The 15,049-nt window shown below is 59.9% G+C and carries 17 protein-coding genes; 9 read left to right on the top strand and 8 right to left on the bottom strand.

What is annotated here, in order from left to right; translation table 11 throughout:
• Window positions 1–13 precede the first annotated feature (13 nt).
• The 3 genes from J8G15_RS19175 to J8G15_RS19165 all read left to right on the top strand — a co-directional run bounded on the left by J8G15_RS19175 (window position 14) and on the right by J8G15_RS19165 (window position 1,907).
• Window positions 14–619 carry a DUF4136 domain-containing protein gene (locus J8G15_RS19175; RefSeq protein ID WP_210544305.1) on the top strand — a complete coding sequence of 202 codons (606 nt, stop codon included), beginning with the start codon at window positions 14–16 and terminating at the stop codon, window positions 617–619.
• A gap of 8 nt (window positions 620–627) precedes the next feature.
• Entirely contained in the window at window positions 628–1,266 is a 639-nt protein-coding gene (locus tag J8G15_RS19170) for a histidine phosphatase family protein (RefSeq protein ID WP_210544303.1), read from the top strand.
• Window positions 1,267–1,406: 140 nt separating this feature from the next.
• Window positions 1,407–1,907: a TspO/MBR family protein gene (locus tag J8G15_RS19165; protein WP_210544300.1), complete on the top strand. Its 501-nt coding sequence runs from the start codon at window positions 1,407–1,409 to the stop codon at window positions 1,905–1,907.
• Between the two features lie 70 nt (window positions 1,908–1,977).
• On the opposite strand, the gene J8G15_RS19160 is transcribed toward J8G15_RS19165, so the two are convergent.
• Entirely contained in the window at window positions 1,978–3,261 is a 1,284-nt protein-coding gene (locus J8G15_RS19160) for an FAD-binding oxidoreductase (RefSeq protein ID WP_210544298.1), read from the bottom strand.
• Window positions 3,262–3,411: 150 nt separating this feature from the next.
• Here J8G15_RS19160 and J8G15_RS19155 point away from each other — a divergent pair, with 150 nt between their 5' ends.
• Window positions 3,412–5,148: a lysoplasmalogenase family protein gene (locus J8G15_RS19155; RefSeq protein WP_210544296.1), complete on the top strand. Its 1,737-nt coding sequence runs from the start codon at window positions 3,412–3,414 to the stop codon at window positions 5,146–5,148.
• A 26-nt stretch (window positions 5,149–5,174) separates the two neighbouring features.
• Here the strand turns inward: J8G15_RS19155 and J8G15_RS19150 are convergent, their stop codons facing one another.
• Entirely contained in the window at window positions 5,175–5,660 is a 486-nt protein-coding gene (locus tag J8G15_RS19150; RefSeq protein ID WP_210544294.1) for a MarR family winged helix-turn-helix transcriptional regulator, read from the bottom strand.
• Between the two features lie 67 nt (window positions 5,661–5,727).
• Here J8G15_RS19150 and J8G15_RS19145 point away from each other — a divergent pair, with 67 nt between their 5' ends.
• Window positions 5,728–6,666, top strand: coding sequence for a DMT family transporter (locus J8G15_RS19145; RefSeq protein WP_210544292.1), 939 nt, complete (start codon window positions 5,728–5,730; stop codon window positions 6,664–6,666).
• Window positions 6,667–6,691: 25 nt separating this feature from the next.
• Here J8G15_RS19145 and J8G15_RS19140 read toward each other — a convergent pair whose 3' ends face one another.
• Both J8G15_RS19140 and ruvB read right to left on the bottom strand, forming a co-directional pair.
• Complete coding sequence (locus tag J8G15_RS19140; RefSeq protein ID WP_210544290.1) at window positions 6,692–7,177, bottom strand: TlpA disulfide reductase family protein; 486 nt, start codon at window positions 7,175–7,177, stop codon at window positions 6,692–6,694.
• A 69-nt stretch (window positions 7,178–7,246) separates the two neighbouring features.
• Window positions 7,247–8,305, bottom strand: a complete 1,059-nt coding sequence (gene ruvB, locus J8G15_RS19135; protein WP_210544288.1) for a Holliday junction branch migration DNA helicase RuvB — start codon at window positions 8,303–8,305, stop codon at window positions 7,247–7,249.
• 150 nt (window positions 8,306–8,455) lie between these two features.
• Here ruvB and J8G15_RS19130 point away from each other — a divergent pair, with 150 nt between their 5' ends.
• Window positions 8,456–9,535, top strand: a complete 1,080-nt coding sequence (locus J8G15_RS19130) for a carbonic anhydrase (protein WP_210544286.1) — start codon at window positions 8,456–8,458, stop codon at window positions 9,533–9,535.
• An 89-nt stretch (window positions 9,536–9,624) separates the two neighbouring features.
• Entirely contained in the window at window positions 9,625–10,149 is a 525-nt protein-coding gene (locus tag J8G15_RS19125) for a plastocyanin/azurin family copper-binding protein (protein ID WP_210544285.1), read from the top strand.
• A gap of 41 nt (window positions 10,150–10,190) precedes the next feature.
• Here the strand turns inward: J8G15_RS19125 and ruvA are convergent, their stop codons facing one another.
• On the bottom strand, window positions 10,191–10,766 hold the full coding sequence (gene ruvA / locus J8G15_RS19120) for a Holliday junction branch migration protein RuvA (RefSeq protein ID WP_210544283.1): 576 nt from the start codon (window positions 10,764–10,766) through the stop codon (window positions 10,191–10,193).
• Window positions 10,767–10,807: 41 nt separating this feature from the next.
• On the opposite strand from ruvA, the gene J8G15_RS19115 reads away from it, so the two are divergent.
• Both J8G15_RS19115 and ybeY read left to right on the top strand, forming a co-directional pair.
• Window positions 10,808–11,809, top strand: a complete 1,002-nt coding sequence (locus J8G15_RS19115) for a PhoH family protein (protein WP_210544281.1) — start codon at window positions 10,808–10,810, stop codon at window positions 11,807–11,809.
• Between the two features lie 75 nt (window positions 11,810–11,884).
• A complete protein-coding gene (gene ybeY, locus J8G15_RS19110; RefSeq protein WP_210544279.1) occupies window positions 11,885–12,331 on the top strand; it encodes an rRNA maturation RNase YbeY in 447 nt (148 codons plus the stop codon).
• 40 nt (window positions 12,332–12,371) lie between these two features.
• Here ybeY and dtd read toward each other — a convergent pair whose 3' ends face one another.
• The 3 genes from dtd to tyrS are packed head-to-tail and all read right to left on the bottom strand — an operon-like array spanning window position 12,372 to window position 15,013.
• On the bottom strand, window positions 12,372–12,854 hold the full coding sequence (gene dtd, locus J8G15_RS19105; protein WP_210544277.1) for a D-aminoacyl-tRNA deacylase: 483 nt from the start codon (window positions 12,852–12,854) through the stop codon (window positions 12,372–12,374).
• Window positions 12,851–13,768 (bottom strand): cation diffusion facilitator family transporter, encoded by a 918-nt coding sequence (locus J8G15_RS19100; protein WP_210544276.1) that lies wholly within the window; start codon window positions 13,766–13,768, stop codon window positions 12,851–12,853. The genes dtd and J8G15_RS19100 overlap by 4 nt, the downstream gene beginning before the upstream one ends.
• A complete protein-coding gene (tyrS, locus tag J8G15_RS19095) occupies window positions 13,769–15,013 on the bottom strand; it encodes a tyrosine--tRNA ligase (RefSeq protein ID WP_210544274.1) in 1,245 nt (414 codons plus the stop codon).
• Window positions 15,014–15,049: the final 36 nt, after the last annotated feature.

Genomic DNA, 15,049 nt, shown 5'->3' with positions numbered 1-15,049 from the left:
GCGGGAGACCCTCATGCTGCGCAAACTGGCTCTTGTCACCACACTGGTTTGGTTGTTGACCGGCTGCGCCAGCGTGCGGCTGGTCGACGCCGATGTGACCAGCTTTGCCTCACCGCCTGCGATTCCCACAGGCGCCTATTACCGATTTGAACGCTTGCCATCCCAGCAAGCCACCCCCCGACAACAGGACTGGCTGGAGAACCTGGCCCAGCAGGCCTTGGGCCAAGCCGGCCTGAAGCGGCAGGACAGCCTCGCGCTGTACTCCGTTCAAGTCGGCTACAGTCTCAAAATCACCCCCTACGGACCCGGCGACGAGCCCTACTCGGGCCTCCAACTCGGGTGGGGCTTGGGCTGGGGTGGCCGCTCAGGCAGTGTCGGTATTGGCGGACGGGCGCCATTTTTTGGCATGCCGATGCAGCAGCCCTATTACTGGCACCGGGTCAGTCTGGTGATCCGCAGCTTGAGCACCCACCAAGTGGTCTACGAAACCCAAGCCGCGCACGATGGCCCTTGGCGGGACAGCGACGCCGTTGTGCCCGCCTTGTTGGACGCCGCCTTGCGTGGCTTTCCACTGCCCCCGGCCGGGCCCCGTCGCATCAATATCGAGATTCCCCGTTGACCCCCACCATGCAAGCCACCCGCCTCATTGCCATTCGCCACGGTGAAACCGCTTGGAACGCCGACACCCGGCTGCAAGGCCACATGGACATCGCCCTGAATGAGCGGGGCCGTTGGCAGGCCGAACGCGCCGCGCAGGCGCTGGCCGATGAGTCGTTTGCCGCAATTTACACCAGTGACTTGCAACGCGCCCACGCCACGGCCCAGGCGCTGGGCACCCTTACCGGCCACTCGCTGCAGCCGCACCCAGGCCTTCGGGAGCGCCACTTTGGGGAGTTGCAAGGGCAAACCCATGCGCAAATTGAAGAACACTTTCCAGCCCAAGCCCTGCTCTGGCGCCAGCGCGACCCGCACTGGACACCGCCTGGTGGTGAGTCGCTGGTGACGTTTCACCAACGGGTCACTGAAACCGTGGCCGAGCTGGCCGCCGAGCACCTTGGCGAGCAAATCGTCTTGGTTGCCCACGGCGGCGTGCTCGACATGCTCTACCGCAACGCCACCGGCCAAACCCTGCAAGCCCCCCGCAGCTGGAACCTGGGCAACGCCACAATCAACCGCCTGTTGTGGACCCCCGACGCCCTGACCATCGTTGGCTGGTCGGACGAGCGCCATCTGGACAGCGAATCGTTGGACGAGGCGACCACCTGAGGTGGCCCGCTTGGGTTGAGGCGGCTCACTTGAGCCTCGCTTTTTCACTGCGCTGCCCTGCTGCCAGCCCACGCTGGAGGATTGAACGACGTGTACATTGAATCCACTCCCGCTGTCAACATCCAGTGAGACCCCGCCCAATGCATCCTTCTCCGTTTTCAAAAACCCACCAAACGCTGGGCCTGCTTGGCTGGCTGCTAGCGACTTTCGCCGCTGCTGCCGGCGCGTTGGCATCGGCCAGCGCTGGCGCCTTTTTTAGCGAACTGGTTCGACCCGCCTGGGCACCTCCGGGCTGGTTGTTTGGCCCGGTGTGGACTGTTCTGTATCTATTCATGGGCATCTCTGCGTGGATGGTTTGGCGCAGAGGAGGCTTTGCGGGCGCCAAGAGTGCGCTGCTGGTATTTATTGTCCAGTTGGTGGCGAACGGGCTGTGGACCTGGTTGTTCTTTGTCTGGCATCAAGGTGGCTTGGCCTTGGCCGAGATTCTGCTGCTTTGGGTTCTGATTGCGGCCACCATCGCACTATTCTGGCGCGTCAGCCGACTCTCAGCCGTCTTGCTATTTCCCTACCTGGCCTGGGTGACTTTCTCGTCGGCACTCACTTTTTCTCTGTGGCGCTTGAACCCCGGGCTGCTGGGGTGATCTCCCAATAGTTTTCTTTTAAGCGGTCGCAGGCACTGACGTCAGTGAGACGTGTAGCGCCTGTGCCGGCTCAAACCCCCAAGCGGTCTCGCATCGCGTACCAAAGCGCGCCCATGGCGGTGAAGGGCACCCGCAAGTGGCGCCCACCAGGGAAGGGGTAGTGCGGCAGGCGGCTAAAGGCGTCAAAGCGTTCGGCTTGGCCGCGAATGGCCTCTCCCAGCAAGCGCCCGGCCAAATGGGTGAAGGTCACACCGTGGCCTGAGCAGCCTTGTGAGTAATAGATGTTGTCAGACAGACGGCCCATTTGGGGCAGGCGTGACAGGGTCAGCAGGAAGTTGCCGGTCCAGCCAAACTCGATTTTCTTGCCCTGCAATTGCGGAAAGGCGCGCAGCATTTTCGGGCGAATGATGGACTCCACGTGAGCGGGGTCACGTGCGCCGTAGGCGACACCGCCCCCAAAAATCAAGCGCTTGTCAGCCGACAGACGGAAGTAATCCAGCAAGAAGTTGTTGTCTTCCACACAGTAGTCCGAGGGAATGATTTCATCCGCGAGGGCGCCCAGCGGCTCGGTGGCCACCACCTGTGTGCCGCATGGCATGGACTTCGCGGCCAGCGACGGCTCCAAGTCGCCAATGTAGGCGTTGCAGGCCACGATGACAAAACGGGCTCTGACCTGACCCTGGGCGGTGTGCACCACCGCTTGCGCGCCCCGCTCAATTTTGGTGACGCCGGAATGCTCGTGAATCACACCACCGAGTTGCTCCAGAGCGGCGGCCTCGCCCAGCGCGAGGTTAAGCGGGTGAAAGTGACCACCGGTGCTGTCCACCAGCAGGGCTTCATAGCGATCAGAGTTAACCAGCTTGCGGATGTCATCCTTGCCCTCGATCAGACTCAGGTTTTGGTGGCCCCACTTTTCCCACAAGGCCTTTTGCTCTTTCAGGCCGTGGATCTTGCCCGTGCTCGTGGCGGCGTAGACGCCGCCCTGCTTCAGATCGCACTGAATGTCGTATTTGGCAATTCGCTCGCGAAGGATTTGGGCGCCTTCAAACATCATGCGGCCCAGCGGCTCGGCAATGGCCTTGCCGTGGTTGGACTCGATCACATCAATGTCACGCGAATAGCTGTGCACCACCTGGCCGCCATTGCGGCCAGAGGCGCCCCAGCCTACCTGGTTTTGCTCCAGCACCACGACCTTGAAGCCCGCTTCGGCCAGGGAGATGCCCGCATTCAACCCGGTGTAGCCCGCACCGACTATGCAGATATCAGCCTCAATGCTGGCTTGCAGCGGCGGACGGGGAGCGGACGGGTTGGCCGAGGCCGCGTAATAGGACGGGGCGTGAGGTGCGGTGGACATGCGTTTTCTCCCAAGGTGTGTGACAACCCGTTATTGTGCGTCCTGAGCCCGTTCGGTTTTGAATTCGACCTCCGGCGGAAGGTGCCACATTGAAGGCGAGGGTAATTCCGCAGGTAAACCGGCGCACCCATCGGCGAAGATGCACCCCCTATGAGTCAAGCCATTGTTTTAGCGACCCCCATCTTTTTGCTCATGATGCTGGCCGAGTGGTGGCTCAGCCGCCGCCCCAGCAGCCGCACGGCAGGCCGCCCCGCCTACGGCTTGAGCGACGCTATCAGCAGCCTCAGCGTGGGCATTTTGAGTCAGTTGGGCGGCCTGTTCACCAAGCTATTCACCATTGGCATCTACACCTACCTGTACAACGCCCTGTGGGAGACGCCCGATGCCCCCCTGTGGTCCACCTGGTACGGTGCATTGCTGGCTTTGCTGTTTTACGACTTTTGCTACTACTGGTTGCACCGCGGCGGGCACCGTGTCGCGGTCTTGTGGGCAGCTCATGTGGTGCACCACCAAAGCCAGCATTACAACCTGTCCACGGCCTTGCGGCAAACCAGCAGCGGGGCTTTGCTGGGCTGGTTGTTTTACGTGCCCATGGCGGTGGCCGGTGTGCCCCCGCTGCTGTTTGGCATCGTGGCGCTGGTTGATTTGCTGTACCAGTTTTGGGTGCACACCGAGCAGGTGGGCAAGCTGGGCTGGTTTGACCGCGTCTTTTTCTCGCCCAGCAACCACCGTGTCCACCATGCCGTGAACGACGAGTACCTGGACAAAAACTACGGCGGCATTTTGGTGCTGTGGGACCGCTGGTTTGGCACGTTCAAGGAAGAAGCCGCACCCTGTGTTTACGGCACTCGGGGAGCGCTCAACAGCTGGGACCCGCTGTGGGCCAACGCCGAGGTGTATTGGGCCTTGATGAAGGACGCGTGGCACACCCGCTCCTGGTGGGACAAGCTGCGGGTGTGGTTCAAACCACCGGGTTGGCGCCCCGCCGACGTGGAAGCTCGTTTTCCCAAGCCGGATTTCGACATCCAGCAGGTGCAAACCTTCGCCCCGCCGGTTCGCTCGGCGACACAGTGGTTTGCCGGCCTTCAATTTGTCTGGCTGATGGCCGGGGTACTGGTGGTGCTATGGATGGCCGGGCGTTCGCCCCTCCATGTCACCGCAATCTGGAGCGGGGTCTTGCTCAGCGGGTTTTGGGCGCTGGGCGCGGTGCTTCAGGGCCGCATGGACCGGCTGGAAATGCTGATGATCGAAGCGGCTGCTGTGGCCACGGCCAGCGGGGCACTGGGCCTGCTTCAAATCCACGCGGCCTTCAAACCATTGGCCTTGCTGCTTGCTATCTCATTCATAGCGTCTCGCACAGTAGAAACAAGGACCAGAGGCCAATTTGATACTATTTTGGTGTGGGCACTGGTGGCGTCATTGGTGGGTGACGTGCTTTTGATGCTGGGCGACGCCTATTTCATTCCCGGGTTGGTGGCATTTCTTGTGGCGCACGGGTTTTATATCGCCCTGTTTTTTCAAAACTGCCCGCGTTTTCCCAGTCGGCGAGCGCTGATGGCCACCTTGGGCGTGGGCGCTGCCATGTTGGCCTGGCTCTGGGGCGGGTTGACCGACCCTGGCCTAAAGGTGGCGGTGCCAGTGTATGTGGCGGTGATCGCCCTCATGGCGGCCCAAGCCATTGGCCGTGCCACGGTATGGCGCGATGGGCAAGCCTGGGCGGTTGCCGTGGGCGCCATGGTGTTCATGCTGAGTGATTCACTGATTGCAGTGAATCGCTTTATGCAGCCCTTGCCACTGGCTTCGCTGTGGGTCTTGTCTACCTACTACCTTGCCCAGTTCCTGATCGTGCGCAACGCCAGACCTGCCCCCGCCTTGGCCGCTCAATAGCCGTCGAGGCGTTCAAGTTATGCCATTCAACTCAGGTGCGCAATCAGCTTTGCCAACAAGGTGTTCAATGTTTTTTGCTCCTGACGCGTCAAGGCCGTCAGCGCGTCCCGCTCATTTTCCAGGTGGGCAGGCACGACACGCCCCATGAGTTCAATCCCTTTCGCCGTCAACGCCACCAATACGCCTCGGCGGTCGTCGGGGTTGGGCCGGCGCTCAATCAAGGCCGCCCGCTCCAGGCGATCCAGACGATTGGTCATGCCACCGGAGGAAATCATGGTGGCGTCATACAGCTGAGTGGGTGTTAGCGCATACGGCGGCCCCGAACGGCGCAGGGTCGCCAAGACATCGAACTCGCCACTTTGTAATTCAAACTTGGCAAATAGCGGCTCCAACCGCGTGCGCGTCATCAACAGTGAGGCCTCGCTCAAACGCCCCACAACCTCCATGGGCAAGAGCTCCCAATCAGGCATTTCCCGCGCCCACTGTGCGACGGCCAACTCGGCACGATCCATAAATTCACCTATTTATCTTGATGCAAAGATACAATTCATCAAGCTAATTACCAACTTGAGAACAACCATGAGTCACTATAGGCCAACAATCACCACCACTCCAACCGCCCATTCGGGTCTGTTGCCGATGGTCCTTTTGTTGCTGGTTGGTAGTTTGTTGGGTTTGTCATTGGTCGTCGCCAAACTGGCCGTCAAGGCTGGCGCCGCACCTCTGACCCTACTCGTGCTGTCCATGCTGACGGCGGGAACGATCTTGCTGTTTGGCGAGCGCCTCAGAAAACGCCCCACTCCCTGGAACGCGAGAGTCGCCGAATACGGGTTGGTGGCGGGATTACTCTTTGCCCTGCCCAACGCCATCGGCTTTTTGGCGGTCGAGCATGTGGGCGCAAGTTTCCTGTCGCTCACTTTCGCTTTCCCGATTCTGATCACCTCTGTTCTGGCCCTGCTTCTCAAAATGGACCGGTTCAACGCTCAAAAAGCCTTCGGCGTCGCGTTTGGCTTGTTGGGTGGATGTGTGCTCGCGGTGTCCAAGGCATCCAGTGCGGACAGTCCTGTGTTCTGGATCGCACTGTCAACGCTTTCGCCCATCGTGATTTCCCTGGGCAACATCTACCGAACCCTGCGCTGGCCCAGCGACGCATCACCGACTTACCTGGCCGCCGTCATGCTGCTTAGTGGTGGCCTTTTGTTGGCCCCGTTTGCCGCGATGTGGGCGCGGGGAAGCTTCAGCGAGCTGATCGCATCACCGTCGGTGTTGATCTTTCTCGTCGTTCAAATTTCCATCTTTAGCGTGATGTACAGCCTCTATTTTGTGCTTCAGCAGTTGGCGGGACCTGTTTACCTGAGTCAGATTGGATCGATCGCCGCCGTGGTTGGCAGCACCGTGGCGATTCATTTTTTAGGGGAAGCCAGTCCCCGGAATCTGGGCGTTGCAGTCGCACTCATCGCGGTCGGCATGATCATTTTTCAGAGAGGAAGGGTCAATGGCGGGGCCACGCCGCCTTAAGCGGCACAGGGCGGCCTCCCCGGGCTCAGGGCAGTAAGGCGGCGACGTCATCCCACGCCTCAGGGGCAATGCGCCCCTCGTGGTGAGCGACTTCGCGGCCCTGTACGTCCAGGACCACGGTTACCGGCAATTTGGTGCGCATGATGTCCCCTTGCCAAACAGCAGTGGGGCGCACCGAGTGGGTTTGCGCCAAGATCTTCTCGTAGGCCCGCCACCCGGCCATGTCTTTGTCGACATTCACGGTCACCAGCTCAAAGGGCTTCCCCTTCCAGCCCGCCAGATTGGCCCGCAGCTCCGGCAAGTGCGATCGGCAAACCGCACAGTCGGTGGACCAATAAAACAGCATCACCACTTTGCCTTTGAGCGCTCCCACATCAAAGCGCTCACCCGTCAGGGTGCTGGCCTGCAAAACGATGGGCGCTGGGTTGGGCGTTTGCGCGCTGGCGGTCAGGGTCCATAGCGTCAAGCCTAGTGCACCCATTAGGAGACGAAAGTAGTGGTTCAGTACCATCGTGTTCCTTGAAAATCATTGGTCGCAATCAAGCGCTCAAACTTACAACATCCAACCCATGCGGCCACCCTAAACCTCAAACGGGTCAACCCCGGAGCTGGGCGGGGTCACGCCGAGGTGCCGGTAGGCGGCCAGAGTGGCAATGCGCCCGCGCGGCGTGCGCTGCAAATAACCTTGCTGAATCAGGTAGGGCTCAATCACATCCTCAATGGTTTCGCGCTCTTCCCCAATGCTGGCGGCAATATTGTCCAGCCCCACAGGGCCGCCATCAAAGCGGTGAATCACGGCCTCCAGCAGCTTGCGGTCCATCAGGTCGAAGCCCTGCGGGTCCACGTCCAGCATGGCCAGCGCCCGGTTGGCAATGTCCAGCGTGATCTCGCCCACGCCCTTCACGTCGGCGTAGTCGCGCACCCGGCGCAGCAGGCGGTTGGCAATGCGCGGGGTGCCACGGGCACGCCGAGCAATCTCAAAGCCGCCTTTTTCATCGGTAGGCACCTTGAGCAAGCCCGCACTGCGACGCACGATCAAGGCCAACTCTTCGGGCGTGTAGAACTCCAGCCGCGCGACGATGCCAAAACGGTCCCGCAAGGGATTGGTCAACATGCCGGCGCGGGTGGTGGCGCCCACCAGGGTGAAGGGCTGTAAATCCAGCTTGATGGAGCGGGCGGCAGGCCCTTCGCCAATCATGATGTCAATCTTGTAGTCCTCCAGCGCGGGGTACAAAATTTCCTCGACCACGGGACTCAGGCGGTGAATCTCGTCGATGAAAAGAACGTCATTCTTTTCCAGGTTGGTCAACAGGGCCGCCAAATCCTTTGGCTTTTCCAGCACCGGCCCGCTGGTTTGACGCAAGTTAACACCCAATTCCTGCGCGATGATGTGAGAAAGCGTTGTCTTACCCAAGCCAGGCGGGCCAAACAGCAACACATGGTCCAGCGCTTCATCGCGCATTTTGGCGGCGCTGATGAAGATCTCAAGCTGCTCACGCACCTTGGCTTGTCCCACGTACTCGGCCATAAGCTTGGGGCGCAGCGCCCGTTCAATCGCCTCCTCGCTCGGCGAGGAAGGAATGGCGGACACCATGCGCTTGGCAGGGGCGGGGGCGAAATCGTCGGTTTGAATGCTCACGGCGCTAGGGGGTCAAAGTGGAGGTTGACTATAGCGTGCAGCAGGGCTCGGCCCTCAAGAAGTTGCCGCTTTCTGCCGATATCAACACCAAACCGCCTTATCTTTTCACAGGCGCCCTGAACACTGCGCACGCCAATGGAGCTGACTCACATGACCTCAAGCACTGGCCACGCCGCCGCACACAAAAGCATTCTCCTCACCACCCTGCTACTGAGTCTTTGCCTGGCGCTGCCCACAGCGGCCCTGGCAAGCGGTGAAGGCAAGGCAGTCGGCAAAGCCATGGGGGACCAGGTTCGCGCCGCGTTAGAGGGCGGTGCGCTAACCACGAAACGTTTGACGCTGATCGTGAATGGAGAGGCCATGGCCAGCCCAGACGGCGGCGGCACGGCGTCCGGCGAGCACGTCGAACATACCCCCCACCAAAAAGCGGCTACCCCGGTTGACTCTAAAGCCAGCCGAAAATACATCCGCGCCAAGGCGGCTGAGCTGACCGGTAGTCCCCTGCCCCCTATGGCGAAGGACTCCAAAGAACCCATGCACGGCGGCAAAGCAGATTGGAGCTATGCAGGTGAAACAGGGCCACAAACGTGGTCCAAAATTAACCCTGACTTTGGAACCTGTGGCGCTGGCGACCGGCAATCCCCCATCAACATTGATGAGGCCATAACGTTGAAAGGGCCGGCTGAAACCCTGCAATTCCATTACCAACCCAGCAACGGCACCGTGATCAACAACGGCCACACGATTCAGGTTGACGTGCAAGGCGATAACTGGCTGACGGTGCGCGGGACCGAGTTCAAGCTTTTGCAGTTTCACTTTCATCATCCCTCTGAGGAGCGAGTGAACTCTCGTGGCTCGGCCATGGTGGCGCACCTGGTGCACCAAAGTTCTGCGGGTCAGTTGGCCGTGGTGGCGGTCTTGCTGGACCCGGGCGAACTCAACACACTGATCAACAAGGTATGGACCTATATGCCGCTGGACAAGGGCGACAGCGTGCGCATGCCGGTGGATATGGTGAACCTGACCGAATTGCTGCCCACCGACCAACGCTACTACCAATTCATGGGATCACTCACCACACCACCCTGCACCGAGGGCGTGTTGTGGATGGTCTTGAAGGAACCCACCCCCGTCGCGCGTGAGCAGATCAAACTTTTTTCACAGCTATTCCCCAACAATGCCCGGCCTGTGCAACCAACCAATGGGCGGGCGGTACGCAGCGCACAGTAAGCAAACCTTGATGCGGGTCAATACGAGCGCGGCATTTGAGTTCACTATTAATTGACGTCAAATTTGACGCCAACAAATAGGAACTCATCATGAAATTAGCTCGCAGAAACTGGATGGCACTGGCAGCCCTCACAGCGTTCTCTTTGACCGCCGGACAGGCCTTTGCCAAGGGCACCGTCATCAAGGTGTCTCTCTGGGACAAAGGCGCCATGTCGATGAACATGCTGACCGATGGTCCGATGTTTGGAATGGGGATGGGAATGGGGATGGGACAGAAGGCGGGGCAACAGCAAAAAGGGCCGATGGGCATCACCGCCACCCCGCGCACGGTGCCAGCGGGTGAGGTGACCTTTGCAGTGACCAATGCCTCCAAAATCATGGTCCACGAAATGGTTCTGGCACCGCTCAAAGATGAGACGACGCCACTACCTTACGACAAGGCCACTCAAAAGGTCGACGAAGATGCTGCGGGTCACCTTGGCGAGGTCGCCGAATTGGAGCCCGGTAAGAATGGCGCATTGACGATGACCCTGAAGCCAGGCCGTTACATGCTGTACTGCAATATTGCCGGCCACTACGCCTTGGGTATGTGGACCCTGATCACCGTCAAATAAACCGCCCCGACGCGCCAGACCCTGTGAGTCGCGGCGCTCCGTTACGCCTTGGAGAGCGCCCGCAAGGCCTGTTTGATACCGTCACTCACGCCCACATCTTTGGGCAGGGCTTTGAGCGCAAGCACAGCTTCTTTGTCGCTGTAACCCAGCGCCAGCAAGGCTTGCAAAATGTCGCCCTGTGCGTCGTTGGCCAGCGTGCTGGACAGGCCAATGTCTGGCCCCAGCTTGCCTTTAAGCTCCAGCAACAAACGCTCCGCCGTTTTCTTGCCGATGCCCGGCACCTTGATCAGGCGACCGCCCTCTTGCATCGTCACCGCCTGCGACAAATCCGCCACACTCATGCCCGACAGCACGGACAATGCCGTGCGCGGCCCCACACCGGTGATCTTGATGAGCTGGCGAAACGCCTCGCGCTCCTGCGAATTCTCAAACCCGTACAAGATTTGCGCGTCCTCGCGCACCACAAAGTGGGTCAACAAACTCACCTTGGCGCCCAGTTCGGGCAGGTTGTAAAACGTGCTCATGGGCACATGCACCTCATAGCCCACGCCATGGCAATCGACCATCACCTGGGGTGGATTTTTGTCGCACAACGTGCCTGTCAGTTTGCCGATCATTTCTTACCTATCATTGGGAACCCTTTTCAGGAATTATCAACTTGATCGTCAGACACCTGTTTTCCCCGCTGAACAACACCCGCCTGGGCCATTTGTGTGGCCCCATGGACGAGCATCTGCGCACCCTTGAGAGCGCGCTGGAGGTGAAGATCGCCCACCGCCACGAGCAATTCAAGGTGGAGGGCACCAAGGCAGCGATCAAACGCGGCATGGAAATGCTACAAGCGCTGTACGAAATGGCGGGTCGCCCCATTGATCCCGCCACGGTGCAGCTGATGCTGGCCGGCGACGGCCATGACGCTGACAGCCCCGGCCTGAAAACCCGCCGCGCCGACCTCAAACCCCGCACCCGCAACCAGGCCAATTACATGGACCGCATTGCCGGCCATGACATCACTTTTGGGATTGGCCCGGCCGGCACGGGCAAGACCTATCTGGCGGTGGCCATGGCCGTGGACGCTTTGCAACGCAGCGCCGTGCAACGCATCATCCTGACGCGCCCAGCCGTTGAAGCGGGCGAGCGCCTGGGCTTTCTGCCCGGTGACTTGAACCAGAAGATTGACCCCTATCTGCGCCCGCTCTACGACGCCTTGTACGACTTGATGGGCTTTGACCAGGTGCAAAAAGCGTTTGACCGCCAGACCATCGAGATCGCGCCATTGGCCTTCATGCGCGGGCGCACCCTGAACAACGCGTTTGTGATTCTGGACGAGGCACAAAACACGACGCCTGAGCAGATGAAGATGTTTTTGACCCGCATTGGTTTTGGCTCCAAAGCCGTGGTCACCGGCGACGTAAGCCAGATTGACCTGCCCAAAACCCAGTTCAGCGGCCTGATTGATGCCGAACGCGTGCTTAAGCGCGTCGAAGACATTGCCATTTGCCGCCTCACCAGCGCCGACGTGGTGCGCCACCCGCTGGTGGCCCGCATAGTGGACGCCTATGACGCCCCCGGCGCCTCCAACAACCAGACTCGCGACGACGACAGCCCGCTTCGGCCAAGTGAGGCCGCTCGCACCCGCGCAGTCAAGAAAATGACCTGACAACCATCACTATTAAAACGATAGCTTTCTGCGCATATTGCACGGGGGCTAGAGACCTATTTGACGTAAAAAACCATGCTAAACGAACTCACCCTGTCCCTGCAATTCGCCAAATTCGAGGACGCACCGCTGCACCGCGTCGCCCTGTCCCGCCACAAGGTCACCCGCTGGATTCGCCACGCGCTTGAGTCCACGGCCGAGATCACCGTGCGCATTGTGGGCGCCGAAGAAGGCCAGACGCTAAACCGCGACTACCGCCAGAAAGACTACGCCACCAACGTGCTGACCTTTGACTACACGATGGAACCCGTGGTCACTGCTGACTTGGTGCTGTGCGCCCCCGTGGTCGCGCAAGAAGCCAAGGAGCAAGGCAAAACGTTGGAAGCCCACTACGCCCACCTGATCGTGCACGGCACGCTGCATGCCCAAGGCTGGGACCATGATTTGGAAGAAGACGCCGAAGTGATGGAAATGCGCGAGACCGACATCATGGCGCGCCTGGGGTTTGACAACCCTTATTGATGAAATGTGGCTCTAGTGCCTGCCCAACAAGCGCAGACCGCTACTTATTCAATAGCAAACCAGCCGCTGGCGCAATGCGCAACGGAATGGTGACCGGGCCATCGTTCACCAGTTGCACCCGCATCTCGGTCTGGTACCGGCCGGTTTGCACCACCGGATGTACCAAGCGGGCCTGCGCGACCAAGTGGTCGTACAAGCGACGCCCCTCGTCCGGCTTGGCGGCCGCGGTAAAACCGGGGCGGTTGCCGCCGCTCACATCGGCGGCCAGCGTGAATTGGCTGACCAGCAACAAGTCACCCACCGTGCCGCGCCCATCCATGTTTTGCACACTGTGGTTCATCTTGCCGGCGTCGTCATTGAAGATGCGCAGCTTTAAAAGCTTGCTCAGCATCTTGTCGCACTCCACCTCCGTGTCGCCCCGCTCAGCGCACACCAGCACCAGCAAACCGGCGCCAATTTCGCCCACGGTGTCGCCCGCCACAGTCACCCTGGCTTCGCTCACGCGCTGCAAGACGGCGATCAAATCAAGTCCTTGACGTCATCAAAATGCGCTTCCACGTCGGTAGGCAGCAACTGAATGGTGGCACGCAAACCGGGCACAGCGCTCATGAGCGCCTGCTCCACGCTGGCCCGCACGGCGGCGGCCCGGCCCAGCGTCCAGCTGGCCGGCATGTGCATGTGCATGTCCACAAACCGCCGCTGACCGGAGCGGCGTGTGGTCACATGGTCAAAGCGAATCGTATGGTGGTCAAACTCTTCCAGAGTGGCTTGAATCTGGCTCATAACTTCGGGCTCCACCGCCTCGTCCATCAAGCCCTGCGACGAGCGCCAGATCAGGTGAAACCCTTCTTTCAGAATGTTCAGGGCCACGCCAATCGCCACCAACGCATCCAACCACAGCCAGCCGGTCATCGCCACTGCGGCCACGCCAATGACCACGCCCACCGAAGTCCATACGTCCGTCACCAAATGCTTGGCGTCAGCCTCCAAAGCAATGGAGCGGTGCGTTTTGGCCGCACCAAACATGATCCAGGCCAAGCCACCGTTCAAGGCCGAACTCACCACGGACAGGGCCAAGCCCCAGCCCACCTCCTGAATCGGTTGCGGGTCAAACAGACGATGGCCTGCCGCCCAAATGATGCCCATGGCGGCCGCGATGATCAGGATGCCTTCAAAACCCGAAGAGAAATACTCCGCTTTGTGGTGCCCATACGGATGGTCTTCATCAGCCGGTCGGCTGGCAATGGTCACCATGGCCAAGGCAAAAATAGCACTGGCTAGATTGACCAGCGACTCCATGGCATCGGACAACAAGCCCACCGAGTCGGTAATGACCCAGGCCAGCGTTTTCAGTGTGATGGTGATGATCGCCACCACCACCGAGGTCCACAACAGACGCTGCGGCGTCAGAAACCGCTTGGGAATTGAATCGATCATTCAGCCCACCGTCACTCGCGCGAACTTGCGCTTTCCGACCTGAATCACATAGGTTCCCGCGCCCAGTTTCAGAGCCTTGTCGCTGACCACGCTGGAGTCCACGCGTACACCACCGCCGTCAATCAGCCGGTTGCCTTCGCCGCTTGACGCCGCCAAACCGGCCATCTTCAACAGTGCCCCAATGCCCAGCGCTGCACCACCCTCGCCCAGTGGCAAGGTGACTTCCGGAATTTCATCAGGCACGCCACCTTTGCTGCGGTTGATGAAGTCTTGCTCAGCCGCATCGGCTGCCTCGGCACTGTGAAAACGCGCCGTAATTTCTTTGGCCAGCGCCACTTTGGCGTCTTTCGGGTTGCGCCCACAATCCACCTCGGCCTTGAGGGCTGCAATCTCGGCCTCGCTCTTGAAGCTCAACAAAGTAAACCACTTCCACATCAACACGTCAGAGATGCTCAACACCTTGGCGAACATGGTGTTGGGTTCTTCGGAGATACCGATGTAATTGTTCTTGCTCTTGGACATTTTCTCAACGCCGTCCAGGCCTTCCAACAAGGGCATGGTCAAGATGCACTGAGGCTCTTGCCCGTACTCGGCCTGCAAGTGGCGTCCCATCAAGAGGTTGAATTTCTGGTCCGTGCCACCCAACTCCAGGTCGCTCTTGAGCGCCACGCTGTCGTAACCCTGCATCAACGGGTACAGAAACTCGTGCACGCTGATGGGCGTGCCGGATTTGAACCGGTCATGAAAATCGTTGCGCTCCATCATGCGCGCCACGGTGTAGCGCGACGCCAACTCAATCATGCCGCGCGCGCCCAGCGCGTCGGACCATTCGCTGTTGTAGCGGATCTCGGTTTTGGTCGGATCCAGCACCATGCTGGCCTGGCGGTAGTAGGTCTCGGCATTGACCTTGATCTGCTCAGCCGTCAGCGGCGGGCGCGTGCTGTTGCGCCCAGACGGGTCCCCAATCAGGCTAGTGAAATCACCGATCAGGAAGATCACGGTGTGACCCAAATCCTGCAACTGGCGCATCTTGTTGAGCACCACGGTGTGGCCAATGTGGATATCAGGCGCCGTCGGATCCAAGCCCAGCTTGATGCGCAGCGGCACGCCAGTGGCCTCGGAACGAGCCAACTTTTTCACCCAATCTTCCTGCGGAATCAGTTCATCACAACCGCGCAAGGTGATTGCCAAGGCCTCTTCAACACGTTTTGTTACAGGAAATGGGGGCGTTAACGCTTGATTCATAAGGGTTTTACTTGATGCGAGAAAGGGAGGCAAAGT

This window comes from Rhodoferax sp. PAMC 29310 (assembly GCF_017948265.1).
In the GTDB taxonomy this organism is placed as follows: domain Bacteria; phylum Pseudomonadota; class Gammaproteobacteria; order Burkholderiales; family Burkholderiaceae_C; genus Rhodoferax.
Note: the sequence above shows the minus strand (reverse complement) of the source record. Positions and strands in the feature narration are given on the sequence as shown.